Source organism: Diaminobutyricimonas aerilata, from assembly GCF_002797715.1.
Taxonomy (GTDB): Bacteria; Actinomycetota; Actinomycetes; order Actinomycetales; family Microbacteriaceae; genus Diaminobutyricimonas; species Diaminobutyricimonas aerilata.
Genome location: NZ_PGFF01000001.1, coordinates 2,452,104 through 2,467,310 on the forward strand (window position 1 = coordinate 2,452,104; position 15,207 = coordinate 2,467,310).

At 71.9% G+C, this 15,207-nt stretch carries 17 protein-coding genes; 8 read left to right on the forward strand and 9 right to left on the reverse strand.

Annotated features, from left to right (window positions below):
• The first annotated feature begins 29 nt into the window (after positions 1-29).
• The 3 genes from CLV46_RS11840 to CLV46_RS11850 are packed head-to-tail and all read left to right on the forward strand — an operon-like array spanning position 30 to position 2,157.
• On the forward strand, positions 30-917 hold the full coding sequence (locus CLV46_RS11840) for a manganese catalase (protein ID WP_100364959.1): 888 nt from the start codon (positions 30-32) through the stop codon (positions 915-917).
• Positions 914-1,387 carry a DUF2243 domain-containing protein gene (locus CLV46_RS11845; RefSeq protein ID WP_100364960.1) on the forward strand — a complete coding sequence of 158 codons (474 nt, stop codon included), beginning with the start codon at positions 914-916 and terminating at the stop codon, positions 1,385-1,387. The genes CLV46_RS11840 and CLV46_RS11845 overlap by 4 nt, the downstream gene beginning before the upstream one ends.
• Positions 1,387-2,157 carry a cytochrome c oxidase assembly protein gene (locus tag CLV46_RS11850; RefSeq protein ID WP_157802309.1) on the forward strand — a complete coding sequence of 257 codons (771 nt, stop codon included), beginning with the start codon at positions 1,387-1,389 and terminating at the stop codon, positions 2,155-2,157. Before CLV46_RS11845 ends, CLV46_RS11850 begins: the two co-directional genes overlap by 1 nt.
• A 13-nt stretch (positions 2,158-2,170) precedes the next feature.
• On the opposite strand, the gene CLV46_RS11855 is transcribed toward CLV46_RS11850, so the two are convergent.
• Positions 2,171-2,374, reverse strand: a complete 204-nt coding sequence (locus tag CLV46_RS11855; protein WP_100364962.1) for a hypothetical protein — start codon at positions 2,372-2,374, stop codon at positions 2,171-2,173.
• Between the two features lie 113 nt (positions 2,375-2,487).
• Between CLV46_RS11855 and CLV46_RS11860 the strand changes: the two genes are divergently transcribed.
• Complete coding sequence (locus tag CLV46_RS11860) at positions 2,488-3,444, forward strand: GlxA family transcriptional regulator (RefSeq protein ID WP_100364963.1); 957 nt, start codon at positions 2,488-2,490, stop codon at positions 3,442-3,444.
• A gap of 103 nt (positions 3,445-3,547) precedes the next feature.
• Positions 3,548-4,546, forward strand: a complete 999-nt coding sequence (gap, locus tag CLV46_RS11865; protein WP_100364964.1) for a type I glyceraldehyde-3-phosphate dehydrogenase — start codon at positions 3,548-3,550, stop codon at positions 4,544-4,546.
• A 140-nt stretch (positions 4,547-4,686) separates the two neighbouring features.
• On the opposite strand, the gene prfB is transcribed toward gap, so the two are convergent.
• Positions 4,687-5,796 (reverse strand): peptide chain release factor 2, encoded by a 1,110-nt coding sequence (gene prfB / locus CLV46_RS11870; protein ID WP_100364965.1) that lies wholly within the window; start codon positions 5,794-5,796, stop codon positions 4,687-4,689.
• Between the two features lie 40 nt (positions 5,797-5,836).
• Between prfB and CLV46_RS11875 the strand changes: the two genes are divergently transcribed.
• Positions 5,837-7,066, forward strand: coding sequence for an MFS transporter (locus CLV46_RS11875; RefSeq protein WP_100364966.1), 1,230 nt, complete (start codon positions 5,837-5,839; stop codon positions 7,064-7,066).
• Positions 7,067-7,101: 35 nt separating this feature from the next.
• On the opposite strand, the gene CLV46_RS11880 is transcribed toward CLV46_RS11875, so the two are convergent.
• From CLV46_RS11880 to CLV46_RS11895, 4 genes are all read right to left on the reverse strand, one after another.
• Positions 7,102-7,584, reverse strand: a complete 483-nt coding sequence (locus CLV46_RS11880; RefSeq protein WP_100364967.1) for a winged helix-turn-helix transcriptional regulator — start codon at positions 7,582-7,584, stop codon at positions 7,102-7,104.
• A gap of 34 nt (positions 7,585-7,618) precedes the next feature.
• Positions 7,619-8,473 (reverse strand): enoyl-CoA hydratase/isomerase family protein, encoded by an 855-nt coding sequence (locus CLV46_RS11885; RefSeq protein ID WP_100364968.1) that lies wholly within the window; start codon positions 8,471-8,473, stop codon positions 7,619-7,621.
• 106 nt (positions 8,474-8,579) lie between these two features.
• On the reverse strand, positions 8,580-9,320 hold the full coding sequence (locus CLV46_RS11890; protein WP_100364969.1) for an aminoglycoside phosphotransferase family protein: 741 nt from the start codon (positions 9,318-9,320) through the stop codon (positions 8,580-8,582).
• Positions 9,317-10,498, reverse strand: coding sequence for an MFS transporter (locus CLV46_RS11895; RefSeq protein ID WP_157802310.1), 1,182 nt, complete (start codon positions 10,496-10,498; stop codon positions 9,317-9,319). The genes CLV46_RS11890 and CLV46_RS11895 overlap by 4 nt, the downstream gene beginning before the upstream one ends.
• A gap of 31 nt (positions 10,499-10,529) precedes the next feature.
• On the opposite strand from CLV46_RS11895, the gene CLV46_RS11900 reads away from it, so the two are divergent.
• Positions 10,530-11,525, forward strand: a complete 996-nt coding sequence (locus CLV46_RS11900; protein WP_211282190.1) for a LacI family DNA-binding transcriptional regulator — start codon at positions 10,530-10,532, stop codon at positions 11,523-11,525.
• Between the two features lies 1 nt (position 11,526).
• On the opposite strand, the gene CLV46_RS11905 is transcribed toward CLV46_RS11900, so the two are convergent.
• On the reverse strand, positions 11,527-12,255 hold the full coding sequence (locus CLV46_RS11905) for a MerR family transcriptional regulator (RefSeq protein ID WP_100364971.1): 729 nt from the start codon (positions 12,253-12,255) through the stop codon (positions 11,527-11,529).
• A gap of 50 nt (positions 12,256-12,305) precedes the next feature.
• Between CLV46_RS11905 and CLV46_RS11910 the strand changes: the two genes are divergently transcribed.
• The gene (locus CLV46_RS11910) at positions 12,306-12,776 is read left to right on the forward strand and encodes a DUF6194 family protein (RefSeq protein ID WP_211282191.1); all 471 of its coding nucleotides are present in this window, start codon (positions 12,306-12,308) and stop codon (positions 12,774-12,776) included.
• A 19-nt stretch (positions 12,777-12,795) separates the two neighbouring features.
• Here the strand turns inward: CLV46_RS11910 and prpB are convergent, their stop codons facing one another.
• Both prpB and CLV46_RS11920 read right to left on the reverse strand, forming a co-directional pair.
• Complete coding sequence (gene prpB / locus CLV46_RS11915) at positions 12,796-13,701, reverse strand: methylisocitrate lyase (protein WP_100364973.1); 906 nt, start codon at positions 13,699-13,701, stop codon at positions 12,796-12,798.
• Between the two features lie 8 nt (positions 13,702-13,709).
• Entirely contained in the window at positions 13,710-15,206 is a 1,497-nt protein-coding gene (locus CLV46_RS11920) for an MmgE/PrpD family protein (RefSeq protein WP_100364974.1), read from the reverse strand.
• Between the last annotated feature and the right edge of the window lies 1 nt (position 15,207).

Genomic DNA, 15,207 nt, shown 5'->3' on the forward strand with positions numbered 1-15,207 from the left:
TAGTCAATCCCCGACTGGAGGTTCCATCGATGTTCTTTCACCGCCAGGAGTTGCAGTTCAAGTCGACTCCCGACAAGCCCGACGCCGTCTTCGCCCGCAAGCTGCAGGAGGTGCTCGGTGGTCAGTACGGCGAGATCACCGTCGCACTGCAGTACAACTTCCAGGCCTGGAACGCGCACATCCCCGGCAAGTACCGCGACCTGCTGTTCGGCATCGGGGCGGAGGAGATGGGACACGTCGAGATGCTCGCGACGATGATCGCGCAGCTGCTCGAGAAGGCCCCGCTCGGCATCACCGGCGACGCCGTGCAGGACGATCCGACCGTTGCCGCCGTCGTCGGGGGAATGGATGTGCAGCACGCGATCGTCGCGGGCGCCGGCGCCCGCGCCGTCGACAGCAACGGCAACCCGTGGTCGGGCAGCTACATCACCGCGAGCGGCAACATGCTCGCCGACTTCACGGCGAACGCCAACGCGGAGATGCAGGGCCGCCTGCAGGTGGCGCGGCTGTACCACATGACCGACGACCACGGCATCCGGGATCTGCTCTCGTTCCTGCTCGCGCGCGACACCATGCACCAGAACCAGTGGATGGCGGCGGCCGCGGAGCTGCGCGCGGAGGGCCTCGAGGACTTCCCGGTGCCGAGCAACTTCCCCCTCAAGAAGGAGCACCGTCCGGTGTCGTACGAGTACATCAACTTCTCCGACGGCGCTGCGGCAGCCGAGGGCACCTGGGCGAGCGGCCCGACCCCCGACGGCAAGGGCGAGTTCACCTACGTGGAGGCGCCCGGCACGACGAAGACGGTGCCCACTCCCCCGCCGACCCACCCGGACTCGCGGTTCTACGGCACGACCGAGCTGCCGAACACGGTCGAGAAGATCGCCGGAGCCGTGCAGGACAAGCTCAACAAGGAGTGACCGGGACTCCCGGAGGGTCGCGCCGCACGGCGCGGCCCTCCGCCGCTCGGCGCTCCCTCTGGGCGGCCGTGCTCGCCGGTGCGGGCGCGATGGCGGCGATCGACGAGATCGTCTTCCACCAGATCCTCGGCTGGCACCACTTCGTCGACCGCTCGACGACGGATGTGGGTCTGCTCTCCGACGGCGTGCTCCACGCCGTCGAGCTCGTGGCGATCGTGGCCGGCGTCGTGCTGCTCGTGGACGCCCGGCGGATCGGGTTGTTCGATCGTCGTCATGCGGTCGCGGGCGCTCTGATCGGGCTCGGTGGGTTCCAGGTCTTCGACGGCGTCGTGCACCACAAGGTGCTCGGCCTCCACCAGGTGCGCTACGACGTCGACCTGGTGCCGTACGACCTCGCGTGGATCGGCGGCGGGGTACTCCTCCTGCTCGCCGGCTGCGTCGCGCTCGTGCTCGCGCGCCGTCGCGCGTGATGCACGCGCATCCTGCGGCACCCGGCGCCCTCACGGCTCTGCTCGTGGGGCTCGCCGCCGTCGCCGTGGTCGCCTATCTCGCGGCAGCCGTCCGCAGCACGCGATCGGGCCGCGGATGGCCGGTGGTCCGCTCGGCGTGCTGGGTGGGCGGATGCGCGGCCCTCGCCGCCCCGGCCCTCCTCGGCGCGTCCGGCTCCCCGGGCGGTTTCGTCGAGCACATGCGCGAACACGTGCTCGTCGGGATGGTGGCGCCGACACTCCTCGCGCTCGCGCGTCCGGCGACCCTCGCCTTGCGCACCCTCTCCCCGGTGCCCGCGCGACGGCTCGCGCGCGTGCTCGGCAGCCGTCCCGTGGCGGTGGTGGCGCATCCGGTCGTCGCGGGCGCCCTCACGGCGGTCCCGCTGTGGCTGCTGTACACGACCCCGCTCGGCACGATCGTGCTCTCGGATGCGGTGCTGCACACCCTGCTGCTCGGGCACTTCGTCGCAGCGGGCTACCTGCTCGCGGGCAGCACCCTCGAGCTCGAGCCGACGCGGCACCCGCACCCGGCCCTCCTGCGCGGAGCGGTGCTCGTGGCGACGGCCGCGGCGCACGCCGCGCTCGCGAAGTGGATCGCCGTCCATCCGCCGGCCGGCGTCGCTCCCGGCGAGGCACTCGAGGGCGCCCGGCTCATGTGGACCGTGGGCGACGGCGTCGAGCTCGTGCTGCTCGCCGTCTTCTTCGTGCGCTGGACCCGCTCCCGCGCCCGCGTGCGCGCGCTCACCGCCTGACGCGACGCGCGGGCTACTTCAACTTCTCGCCGCGGATGCCGAGAACGACCCCGAAGACGATGCAGACGAGCCCGGCGATGGGGAGGACATCGACCCGTCGAGGCACGTCCCCCTGCGCGGCGACCAACCACACGAGCCCGACCGCCAGGAGCGCCACGCCGATGACGACGAGCCACCAGGCGGAGAGGGGTTGTTTCGGACGATTCCGCAGGAACACCCGTCGAAGGTAACCGACGCCTGGCGGTTTTCTTGCGTATCGTGGCGTTCGCGCCACTGGTCGCGTCCGTCCCTCGCGGGGCACGATTCCTGCGGCGCACAGCAGGAGGTCGTATGCCGCAGCGAAACCACCGGGTCGTCGTGCTCGTGCTCGAGGGTGCGAAGCCGCTCGACGTCGGCATCCCCGCCCAGGTGTTCACGACCCGCACGGGCATGCCCTACGAGGTGCGGGTGTGCGGCGCCGCTCCCGGGCTGGTGACCGGCGGCGACGGACTCGCCTACCACGTGGCCGAAGGGCTCGAGGCGCTCGAGAGCGCCGACACCGTCTTCATCCCCGGCTACCGGGAGCCCGCGCGGGAAGACCCGCCCGCCGCCGTCATCGAGGCGTTGCGCCGCGCCCACGCGCGAGGCGCGCGCCTCGCCGCGATCTCCACGGGCGCGTTCGCCCTCGCGGCGACCGGGCTGCTCGACGGCCGCCGCGCGACCACGCACTGGAACTACGCCGGCATCCTCGCCCGCCGCCACCCGCGGGTGCGTGTCGACGCGAACGTGCTGTTCGTCGACGAGGGCAGCGTGCTCACCTCCGCGGGCGCCGCGTCGGGCGTCGACCTGTGCCTCCACCTCATCCGCCGCGACCACGGAGTCGGCTTGTCGAACACCGTCGCCCGCCGTCTCGTCGCGGCGCCGTACCGCAGCGGCGGGCAGGCGCAGTACGTTCCGCGCAGCGTGCCCGAACCGCTCGGGGACCAGTTCGCCGCGACCCGTCAGTGGGCGCTCGACCACCTGGAGGAGCCGCTCACCGTCACTTCGCTCGCCCGCCACGCCCGCGTCTCGCCCCGCACCTTCTCGCGCCGGTTCGTCGACGACACCGGGTACACGCCGATGCAGTGGGTGCTGCGCGCCCGGGTCGACCTCGCCCGGGAGCTGCTCGAGCGCTCCGACCTCGGCGTCGAGGCCATCGCCCATCGCGTGGGCCTCGGCACCGGGGCGAATCTGCGGATGCACTTCCAGCGCATCCTCGGCACCTCGCCGAGCGAGTACCGGCGCACCTTCGTGCGTCCGGCCGCCTGAAACGCGCACCGCACCGCTGGCACGAACCTTTCGGGCGATGTCTTTCCGCCACCTCCCGCCCGGTCGCGCAGACAGGGATCGTAGACGCCGGAAAGGAACCACCATGACCCGCATCGCCATCAACGGATTCGGCCGCATCGGACGCAACGTGCTGCGCGCCCTGCTCGAACGCGACACCGACCTCGAGGTCGTCGCCATCAACGACCTCACCGAGCCCGAGGCCCTCGCGCAGCTGTTGCGCTTCGACAGCTCCCTCGGCCGCCTCCGCCGCCCCGTCGAGGTCGACGGTGACACACTCGTCGTCGACGGCCGGCGCATCCGCGTGCTCGCCGAGCGCGAGCCGGCAAACCTGCCGTGGGCCGAGCTCGAGGTCGAACTGGTGCTCGAAGCGACCGGCCGTTTCACCTCCGCGGACGCCGCGCGTGCCCACCTCGACGCGGGCGCGCAGCGCGTGCTCGTGAGCGCACCCGCCACCGGCGCCGACGTCACCCTCGCCTACGGCGTGAACACCGAGGCCTACGACCCGGCCTCGCACGTCATCATCTCGAACGCGTCGTGCACGACGAACGCACTCGCCCCGCTCGCTCAGGTGCTCGACGACCTGGCCGGCATCGAGCACGGGTTCATGACGACCGTGCACGCCTACACGCAGGAGCAGAACCTGCAGGACGGCCCGCACCGTGACCCGCGTCGCGCCCGCGGCGCGGCGGTCAACATCGTGCCCACGACGACCGGTGCCGCCAAGGCGATCGGCCTCGTGCTGCCGTCGCTCGACGGCAAGCTCTCGGGCGACTCGATCCGCGTGCCCGTTCCCGTCGGGTCGATCGTCGAGTTGAACACGACGGTCGCGCGCGACGTGACCCGCGATGAGGTGCTCGCCGCCTACCGCACCGCCGCCGAGGGGCGGCTCGCCGGCATCCTCGACTACTCGGAGGATCCGCTCGTCTCGAGCGACATCACGGGTGAGCCCGCGTCGTCGATCTTCGACGCGGCACTCACGCGCGTCGAGGGCCGCCATATCAAGGTGGTCGCCTGGTACGACAACGAGTGGGGCTTCTCCAACCGCGTCGTCGACACCCTCGGGCTCATCGCCGCGAAGTAGCGGGCTCTAGCCGCCGAGCGTGCCCGTTGGCGACAAGAAATGGCGTGATTCGCGCCGAATCTGTCGCGAAGTGGCACGTTCGGCGGTTCCCTTCGACAGGCTCAGGACGGGCCCTTCGACAGGCTCAGGGCAAGTGGCGCTCAGTCGTCGTGCGACTGCTTGCGCCAGCGGATGCCCGCGGCGATGAACCCGTCGAGCTCGCCGTCGAACACCGTGGCGGGGTTGCCGACCTCGTAGCCGGTGCGCAGGTCCTTCACGAGCTGCTGCCCGTAGAGGAAGTAGGAGCGCATCTGGTCGCCCCAGCTCGCCGTGATGGTGCCGGCGAGCTCCTTCTTCTTGGCGGCCTCCTGCTCGCGCTTGAGCAGCAGCAGGCGGGTCTGCAGCACGCGCATCGCGGCGGCACGGTTCTGGATCTGCGACTTCTCGTTCTGCATCGACACGACGATGCCGGTCGGGATGTGCGTCAGCCGCACCGCCGAGTCGGTCGTGTTGACCGACTGACCACCGGGACCGGACGAGCGGAACACGTCGACGCGGATGTCGCCCTCGGGGATCTCGACCTGCTGCGCCTCCTCCATCACGGGGATGACCTCGACGGCCGCGAAGCTCGTCTGGCGCTTGTCGGCGCCGCCGAACGGGCTGATGCGGGCCAGGCGGTGCGTGCCGGCCTCGACGCTCAGCGTGCCGAACGCGTACGGCGCGTCGATCTCGAAGGTCGCGGACTTGATCCCCGCGCCTTCGGCGTAGGAGGTGTCCATCACCTTGACCGGGTACTTGTGCTTCTCCGCCCAGCGCAGGTACATGCGCATGAGCATCTCGGCGAAATCGGTGGCGTCGTCGCCGCCGGCACCCGAGCGGATCGTGACGACGGCGGCACGGTCGTCGTATTCGCCGTCGAGGAGGGTCTGCACCTCGAGGTCGCCGATCACCTTCTGGATGGCGAGGAGCTCCTCCTTCGCCTCCTGGGCGCTCTCCTCGTCCTGCGCCTCGTTCGCCATCTCGATGAGCACCTCGAGGTCGTCGAGGCGCCGGCCGATGGCGGTGACGCGGCTGAGCTCCGACTGCCGGTGGCTGAGGGCGCTCGTGACCTTCTGCGCGCTCTCGGGGTCGTCCCAGAGGTTCGGCGCGGCGGCCTGCTCGTTGAGGTCGGCGATCTCCTTCTCGAGTCGCTCCACCCCGATGACGCTGAGGATGTCCGCGAAGGTGCTGCGGAGTTCGGCGATCTGGGCGGCGAGGTCGATATCGATCATGGCGTCACCAGCCTACCGGCGGCATCCACCTCCGGAGGCGATGCCCGGATGCGCGGGTAGGGTCGAGCGGGTGACCGACGCGCTGCCCTTCCGCTGGCGTTCGGTGGCCGTGCCCGTCTTCGCACCGGCGCTGTTGTTCTCGATCGGCGAGGGCGCGATCATCCCCGCGATCCCGCTCGTGGCCGACGACCTCGGAGCGACGCTCGCGATCGCCGGCCTCGTCGCCGCTGCGCTCACCGTCGGCGAGTTGCTCGGCAACGTGCCGAGCGGATGGCTGGTGAGCCGGATCGGGGAACGCCCGACGATGATCGGGGCGGCCGTGCTGTCGCTCGCCGGACTCGCGGTGTGCGTGATGGCGACGGCACCGTGGATGCTCGGCATCGGTGTGCTGCTGATCGGGCTCTCCGCCGCCGCCTATGCGCTCGCGCGCCACGCGTTCCTCACCGTGACGGTGCCGCTCGCCTATCGGGCGCGCGCCCTCTCGACACTCGGCGGCGTGTACCGCGGCGGTGTCTTCATCGGCCCGTTCATCGCGGCCGCGGTGATCGGCTGGGCCGGTTCCGCGCAGTCCGCCTTCTGGATCCACGTCGTGGCATGCCTCGCGACCATCGCGCTGCTGCTCGCCCTGCCCGACCCGGGCCGGCGCACCGAGGCGGGGGCGGCACGCACGACGGCCGGTCTGTTCCGCACCCTGCGCCGCCGTCGTGACGTGCTCGCCCGGCTCGGTGCGGGAGCCGCGCTCGTCGGGGCGATGCGGGCGAGCCGGCAGGTGATCCTGCCGTTGTGGGCGGTGAACCTCGGGCTCGACGGGGCGACGACCGCGCTCATCATCGGCGTCGCCGGCGGGGTCGACTTCGCCCTCTTCTACGTGAGCGGCCACATCATGGACCGCTTCGGGCGGCTGTGGAGCGCGCTGCCCTCGATGATCGGACTCGGCGTCGGCCACCTCGTGCTCGCCTTCACGCACGACGTGCCGGATGCGGTCACCTGGTTCATCGTGGCGGCGATCGTCATGTCGGTGGCGAACGGGATCGGCAGCGGGATCCTCATGACGCTCGGCGCAGATCTCGCCGATCCCGGCGACCCCGCGCCGTTCCTCGGGGCGTGGCGTTTCACCGGCGGACTCGGCGGGGCGAGCGCCCCGATCGTCGTCGCCGCGGTCACCGGGCTGGGCTCGATCGCCGTCGCCGCGGGCGTGATGGGAGTGCTCGGGTTCGCGGGCGCCGCGATCCTCGCCCGTTATGTTCCGCGCTACTCGCCGCACCGCTGACCCGCTGACCCGCTGACGCGGGAGGGTCGGCCCGATCAGGCCGCGTCGTAGCGCGGGTGAGACGGCGTGCGGACGAACCGCACCTCGTCCACGGGCTTGAGCACCGAGGGATCGTCGACGAAGCCGACCCGCAGCGGTGTGCCGGCGGCCTCCCGCGTGGCCGTGACGCCGCGCGCCGGCGGCACGTGATCGTCGCCCCACTGGCCGAGCGCCCCGAGCACGACCAGCAGCTGCGTGCCCGCCTCGGTCGGGTGGTAGCTCATCCGTGCTCGGGAGCCCTCGACGCGATACTCGCGCTTCTCGAGCACTCCCGACTCGACGAGCGTCTTCAATCGCGTCGCGAGGATGTTCGGCGCGATGCCGAGCACCTCGGTGAATTCGTCGAAGCGGGTCGCGCCGTTGGTGAGCGCCTCCCGCAGGATGAGCAGCGTCCACCGCTCACCGACGATGCCGAGGGTGCGCTCGATGGAGCAGAACGCATCCTCGGCGGGGGTGGTGACCCGCGATTCGGCACTCATGAGGAGCAGCCTAGGCTGGATCGCTCGGCGGGAGTCATGCGCGCCCGCGGGGCGGTTGCACGGGGATGTCGAGCTCGGCGACGGCCGCTCCGAGCTCCGACTCCGTGGCCGAGGCCTGCTGCAGACCACGTGCCACGAGCTGCCCGATCCGTTGCTGCGTCTCGGGACGACCTACCGAGTTCCGGAAGGCGTCGATCTGCGGCGGGAACTCCTCATCCGGGGGCAGTGACGCCGAATCGACGAACGCCTTCACCTCCTGCAGTGCTCGCGAGTCGAACCGCGACACCCGCTCCGCGAACGCCGTGACGAAGTCGTCCAGCTCCCCGTCCGGAAGGGCCCGGTTGACGTATCCGTAACGTTCGGCCAGCTCGCCGTCGTAGTCGTCCGCGCCGACCAGTATCTCGAGTGCGCGACCGCGTCCGATCAAGCGCGGCAGGCGCGACGGCGTGCCGCCTCCGGGAACCGCGCCGACGCCGACCTCGAACTGCCCGAGCACCGCCTTCTCCCGGCTGGCGAAGCGGATATCGGTGGCGAGCACGAATTCGCTTCCCGCCCCCCGGGTGCGGCCCCGGATGGAGCTGACGGTGATCGCCGGCACCTTGCTCAGCCGGATGAGCACGTCGATCCACGGGCTGTAGCCGGTCGGGCCGACCGGCAGGGCGGCCAGCACCCGGGGGTCGGCGGCGATGTCCCAGTGGGCGAGGAAATAGTCCTCGATCGCCGACTCGAAGACGACCACCGACACATAGGGGTCGGTCTCGAGTTCGTGCACCAGCTCGCGCAGCTCGATGACGAGTTGCGGACCGATGAGGTTGATGGGCGGGGCGTCGAACGCTACGCGCCACAGGGCGGGGGATGTCCGCGTGACGCGGAGCTGTTCGTAGGTCATGCGGGCACGGTAGTCCCCTGACTTGCAGAATGCAATGCAGATGGTTCCGCGCAGGGCGAACGTCGCACCGACGCTCGGCGCGACGCCACGGGTCGATCGTGCGAGGTCAGCGGTCGAGCAGTGCAGCGACCGCGTCGGCGTCGTCGCGGTACAGGCGTGCGTGGCCGAGCAGATGAGCGCCTTCCTGTGGCGCGCGCAGCTCCGAGAAGTCGGCGAGTTCCCGCAACCGCGGCACGACGGCGGTCAAGACGTCGTCGGGATCGGCGTCACCGTACGCGGCGCACAAGAGATGCAGCCGGCGGCGGCGCTCCGCGCCGTCGATCGGGGAGCCGGGGTCGACCTCGCCGACGCCGAGCGGAACCAGGCGGTAGGCGAGGTAAGCGAGGTCCCACCTCCGCGGACCCGGGGACGCCGTGTCGAAGTCGATGACACCCGTGAGCCGGCGCTGCGCGTCGACCACGAAGTTGTACGGCGCGAAGTCGTTGTGGCAGATCACCTCGGCCGGCTCATGGGCGGGCATCCGCCACACCGCACCGGCGCGGTCGAAGCCGAGGGTCGCGCCATGGAGGCGGCGGAGCCGGAGCCCGGCCTCGCGCAGTAGCGCGTCGCTCCACAACCACTCGGGCATCGGATGATCGGGCGACTCCCCGGGGAGGAAGTCGAGCACCTCGCGGCCGTCGCCGTCGACGCCGTGCGGTCGGGGCACCCAATCGATGCCCCGCGAACGCAGGTGGGCGAGCAGCCGGTGCACCGTCGGCGTCCACGGTCCGGCCGGGCGGTGCACCCGATCGCCGATCCGCTCGACGACGTTCATGCCGCCGCCGGCGAGCACTTCGCGCTCCGTCATGCCCCCATCGTGGCAGGCGCCGGTTCGGACGCCTCGGTGTTCGCGTTCCGGCGACGGGTCACGAGCGGGGCGAGCAGGGCGAAGAGCGCGGCGAGCACGGCGACGCCGATCATCGCGCCGCGCAAGCCGAACCCGTCGGCGAGCAGCCCGACGTAGACCGGTCCGACGAGGAATCCGAGATATGCGGTCGTCGCGACGGCGGAGGTGGCGCGGCCGCGGCGATCGGCCGGGACGCCCTCGGTGGCGCGGCTGAGAAGAGTCGGGAAGAGCACCGAGGTACCCATGGCCGCGAGGGCGAGGCCGCCGAGCGCCACGGGCACGACGGTGGCCGTCGCGAGCACGAGCGTGCCGAGAAGAGCGGCGCCGGCGCCGGCGAGGAGCAGCAGGCCGGCCGGCACCCGCGTGAAGATCCCCGCAGCGAAGCGCGTCAGCGCGGCGAAGACCGCGAAGGTGGCGGGGGCGATGGCGGTCAGGCCGACGGACGCGTCGAGCTCGTCGGCGAGGAAGATGGCGCTCCAGCTCTGGTGCGCGTTCTCCGTCGCGAAGGCGACCGCGCCCACGAGTCCCACCGCGACGAACGGCAGGGCCAGCCGCATCGCTTCCCGACGCCGCACCGCGACGGTCGGAGTGGCCGCGTGCGGCCGATCGCCGAGCATCAGCACCGCGACGCTCGCGACCGCCATGAGGGCGGCCGCGCCTGCGAACACGGCGACGGCATCGGCGCCGAGGGCTCGCAACCCGCCGGTGCCGAGGCTGCCCACCACGACGAAGGAGGAGAAGACGGCGTGCGAGATCGTGATGACGCGACCGCCGGAGCGCTGCTCGGCGAGTCCCGCGAGGGCGTTCGAGGCGACATCGGCCGCGCCCGAGGTGGCGCCCACGAGCAGCATGCCGAGGGCGAGCGTGGCGAAGTCGCGGGAGACGATGGCGATGACGAGGCCCGAGAGCGCGAGGGCGAGCATGAGGGCGCCCGCGATGCGGGCGCCGAAGCGATCGACGGCGCGCCCGGTGAGCATCATCGCCGGCAGTGCTCCGAGCCCGACGAGGAGCAGGGCCGTTCCCAGTTCCGCGTCGGTGACCGACGCAGCGTCGCGGAGTGCGGGAAGGGCGGCGCCCCACGTGCCCCAGAACAGGCCGAAGGCGGCGAACGCGGAATGGGAGGCGGTCGAGGATCGCATTTGTGTAACGGTACACAGGTATGCTCGTGCTGTGAAGCCCGAGCGCGTGACGATGCGGCAGGTGGCCGCCGAGGCGGGCGTCGCGCCCATGACCGTGAGCTACACGTACACGCGGCCCGACCGCGTGGCGCCGGCCACCCGGGCGCGGGTGCTCGACGCGGCCGAGCGGCTCGGCTACCGGGGGCCGGATCCGGTGGCGCGTTCGCTGCGCAGCGGATCGACCGCGAACCTCGGGGTCGTGCTCGGCGAGCACCTCACCTACGCGTTCGAGGACCCGCAGGCGGCGCGGTTCCTCGCGGGGGTGTCCCGGGTCTGCGTCGAGAACCGGCTCGGTCTCGTGCTCATCCCGAGCACCGGTGAACAAACCGATGTGGACCGCGTCCGCGAAGCAGCCGTCGACGGCTTCGTACTGTGGACGACCGTCCACGACGACCCCGTGCTCGCCGCCGTCGCGGCGACCGGCCGACCCGCGGCGATCCAGGGCGGCCCCGCCGCCCCCGGCATCGTGGTCGTCGGCCCGGACGACCGCACCGCCGCGACCGCCATCGCCGCCCACCTGCTGGAGGGCGCCACGACGCCGCTCGTGCTGTCGTTCCCGCTCGACCGGGAACGGCGACCGGGACTGCTGCGGGGCCCGTCGCCGGAGGTGCCGTTCCCCATCACCGCCACCCGCCTCGCCGGGTACCGCGATGCCGTCGAGGCGTCCGGACGGTCGTGGGGCGACCTACCGGTCGCGGTCGTGGCTCGCAACTCCCGAGACGATGCGCGTCAGGCCATCGAGGACGCGCTCCGGCACGTGCATCCGGACGCCGTCATCGCAATGGGCGACGAGATCGCCGCCGGCGCGATCGACGTGCTCGGCGACTCCGCGCGGGTCTGCGGCTGGGACGACAGCCCGCTCGCCGCGACACTCGGCATCCCGAGCGTGCGCCAGTCGCTGTTCGACCAGGGTGTCGCGTGCGCGCGCATCGCCGCCGGACTCGCCACGACCGCCGACCCGGTCGCCTGGGAGCTCGCGCTGCGCTGAACTACTCGGCCCGCACCCCCGCGGCGTCACCGTCGCGGAGCGCGTCGAGTACCTCCGCCAGGTCGGAGCCGGTGCGGAGGAGCGCCACGCTGCGGGCGGCGATCGAGCCGAGTCGCCGTTGCAGCACCGCCTCCACATCCGCGGTGATGCCGAATCCGCGTAGGCCCGCCATGACCTCGCGGACGGCCGGCACGCCGTAGCCGCTCGCGCGGAGCGCCGCGACGATGCGCGCCTCCCGCACGTCCGAGGGACGATAGCGACGCGCGCCGAGCGAGGTGACGCGTTCCGGCACGACGAGCCCCTCCGCCTCCCAGTGACGCAGCGTCGACGCCCGCACCCCGAGCGCGTCCGCCAGTTCCGCGATCGTCATCGCCGCGTCATCCGCCCCATCGAGATCGGCGCGCTCGGCGCGGATCACGGCGAGCGCGCGGAGCGCGTGCCGCACGTCGTCGCGCTCGCGTTCCAGACGTACGTGCGCGGCACCGACCGCCGCCGCGGCATCTGCGACCGACATCGACCAGATCGATGCGAGCAGTCGCCGCGCCTCGACGGGGCCGACCGCCGCGGCAAGCCCCCGGTACGCGCGGGCCGCGACCTCATGAACGCGGGAGTACGACCGGTACCCGTTCGCCTCGCGCCGCGCGGGCGGGATGACGCCGAGCCGCTCGAGGTCCCGGATCTGCTGCACCGAGTACCCGACGGCTCGCGCCAGGTCGACGGTGCGCCGCATGACTCTCCTCCCCCGAGTCCACATAAGCACTTCAAGTGGACGCTTGAACCATGAGTATGGACGAGATCATCGAACTGGTGCGATCACTTCCCGGATCGCTCGTGGTCACCCCCGGCCCCGGCGACGGCACACCCGAGCTCGCGTGGGGCGACGCCTTCTTCTACCACGCGCCCGATGGCGTGATGCCGACGAACGAGCAGCCCTACGCGACGGTCGTCACGAAGGACTATCCCGACGACACCGCGTCCCGACTCGGGAACGGCCGATGGAGGGTCAACATCCACGTCGGCCGCGCGACCTTCGTCGAGTTGACCGGCGAGAACCCCCGCGATCTCGGGTCGCACTGGGATCACGCCGCGGAGGACATGCTCATGCCCCACCCGGTCTACGGCGCGCTCGGGTGGCTCGCCGTCATCGATCCGGGGCCGGCGACATCCGCGACGCTCGAGCGGCTGCTGCGCGACGCCCACCACGCCGCACGCGCCCGCCACGAGCGTCGCGAGGCCCGCGCATCCGGGTAGCCGGGGCCGGCGTGGGCGCTCAGTGCGCGCCGGGCACCTCGAAGTCGAACACGGCCGAGTCGAACGCGGTGTAGCCGGAGTAGTCGATGAGCTCGTACAACCGCTTCCGGGTGAGCATGTCGGGCACCGTCGCCGCTTGCGTGCCGCTCGCCCGCAGCTCGTCGAGGCCGCGCTCGACGGCCCCCATCGCGAGGCGCAGCAGCGTGACCGGGTAGATGACGATGCGCACGCCGGCGTCGGCGAGCTGCTGCGTGGTGAACAACTCGCTCTTGCCGAACTCCGTCATGTTGGCGAGCACCGGCACGTCGACCGCGGAGCAGATCGCCTCGAACTCGGCGAGATCGGCCATCGCCTCCGGGAAGATCGCGTCGGCGCCGGCGTCCACGAGCTGCTTCGCCCGGTCGACCGCCGCTGCGAGGCCGTCGAGGGCGCGGATGTCGGTGCGGGCCATGATGAGCAGGTCCGGGTCGCGGCGCGCATCCGCCGCGGCGCGGATGCGCTTCACGGCGGTGTCGGCGTCGACGACGGCCTTGCCGTCGAGGTGACCGCAGCGCTTCGGGTTCACCTGGTCCTCGATGTGCAGGCCGGCGACCCCGGCATCCTCGAGCGTCTGCACCGTGCGCGCGACGTTCATCGGCTCGCCGAAGCCGGTGTCGGCGTCGACGAGGGCCGGCAGGTCGGTCATCCGGGCGATCTGCTGCGCCCGTCCGGCGACCTCGCTCAGCGTGGTCAGACCGATGTCGGGCAGCCCGAGCTCGGCGCTCACGACCGCGCCCGACACGTAGACCCCGTCGAAGCCCTTCTGCTGGATGAGCGCGGTGCTCAACGGCGTGAACGCGCCGGGAAACTGCAGCAGCTCCCCCGACGCGAGACGCTCGCGCAGGAGGCGGCGCTTCTCGGATGCGGTGCGGGTCGAATAGAGCACGGGTCCTCCTAGAAGATGCCGCCGCGGGTGACGGGCGGCAGGCCGATGTCGACGGTGAGGGCGCCGAGCTCGTCGGCCGAGAGCGACGGCAGACGCTCCGCCGCCGCGAGGAAGCGCTCGACCTCCGCATCCGGCACCACCCCCTCGGCGAGGGTGCGAAACTTGCGCACGTAGTCGGCGCGCTCGAACGGCCGGGCACCGAGCGGATGCGCGTCGGCGACCGCGATCTCGTCGACCACGCGGGAACCGTCGGCGAGTTCGATCTCGACGCGTCCGCCGAACGCCTTCTCGGCGGGGTCCGTCGAGTGGTAGCGGCGGGTCCACTCCGGGTCCTCCGCCGTGGTCACCGAGCGCCAGAGCGCGACCGTGTCGGGGCGGGCGGCGCGCTGCGGCGCGTAGCTGCGCTCGTGGTGCCACTCGCCGTCCTGCAACGCGACGGTGAAGATGTACGGGATCGAGTGGTCGAGCGTCTCCCGGCTCGCCGTCGGGTCGTACTTCTGCGGGTCGTTCGCGCCCGAGCCGATCACGTAGTGGGTGTGATGGCTCGTGTGCAGCACCACGGAGCGCACGTTGGCCGGATCGCGCAGGTCCGGGCGCGCCGCGCCGAGCCGCCGGGCGAGGTCGATCCACGCCTGCGCCTGGTACTCGGCCGAGTGCTCCTTCGTGTAGCTGTCGAGGATCGCCCGGCGGGGCTCGCCGGCCTCGGGCAGCGGCACCGAGTAGCGGCCCGCGGGACCGTCGAGCAACCAGGCGATGAACCCGTCCTCCCCCTCGTAGATCGGGGTGGGGCTCGTCTGCCCCCGCATCGCGCGATCGACCGCCTCGATCGCCATCTTGCCGGCGAAGGCGGGGGCGTACGCCTTCCAGGTGGAGATCTCCCCCTTGCGCGACTGCCGGGTCGCGGTCGTCGTGTGCAGCGCCTGCCCGACCGCGTGGAAGATCGTCTCGCGGTCGAGGCCGAGCAGCGTGCCGATACCGGCGGCGGCGCTCGGGCCGAGGTGGGCGACGTGGTCGATCTTGTGCTTGTGGAGGCTGATCGCCCGAACCAGGTCGATCTGGATCTCGTACCCGGTCACGATGCCGTGCAGCAGGTCCTCACCGCTCCGGCCGGTGTGCTGCGCGACGGCGAGGACTGCGGGGATGTTGTCGCCCGGATGCGAGTAGTCCGCGGCGAGGAAGGTGTCGTGATAGTCGAGTTCCCGCACGGCCACGCCGTTCGCCCACGCCGCCCACTCCGGGCTCACCCGGTCGAGCACGCCGAACACCGTCGCACCGGGAGTGAACGGATGCCGCTGCGCCTGGCCACGTGCCGCTTCGACGGGGGCACGGCGCAGCGAGGCGACCGCGACGGCGGCGTTGTCGATGACGCGGTTGATCACCATGTCGGTCACCGCATCCGTCACCGGCACGCGTTCGGCGGCGACCTCCGCGATGCGCCAGGCGAGCTGCTGCTCGCGGGGCAGGTTCTCGTCGCTGCGGTGGGTCCTGACCTCGTGTTCACGCACC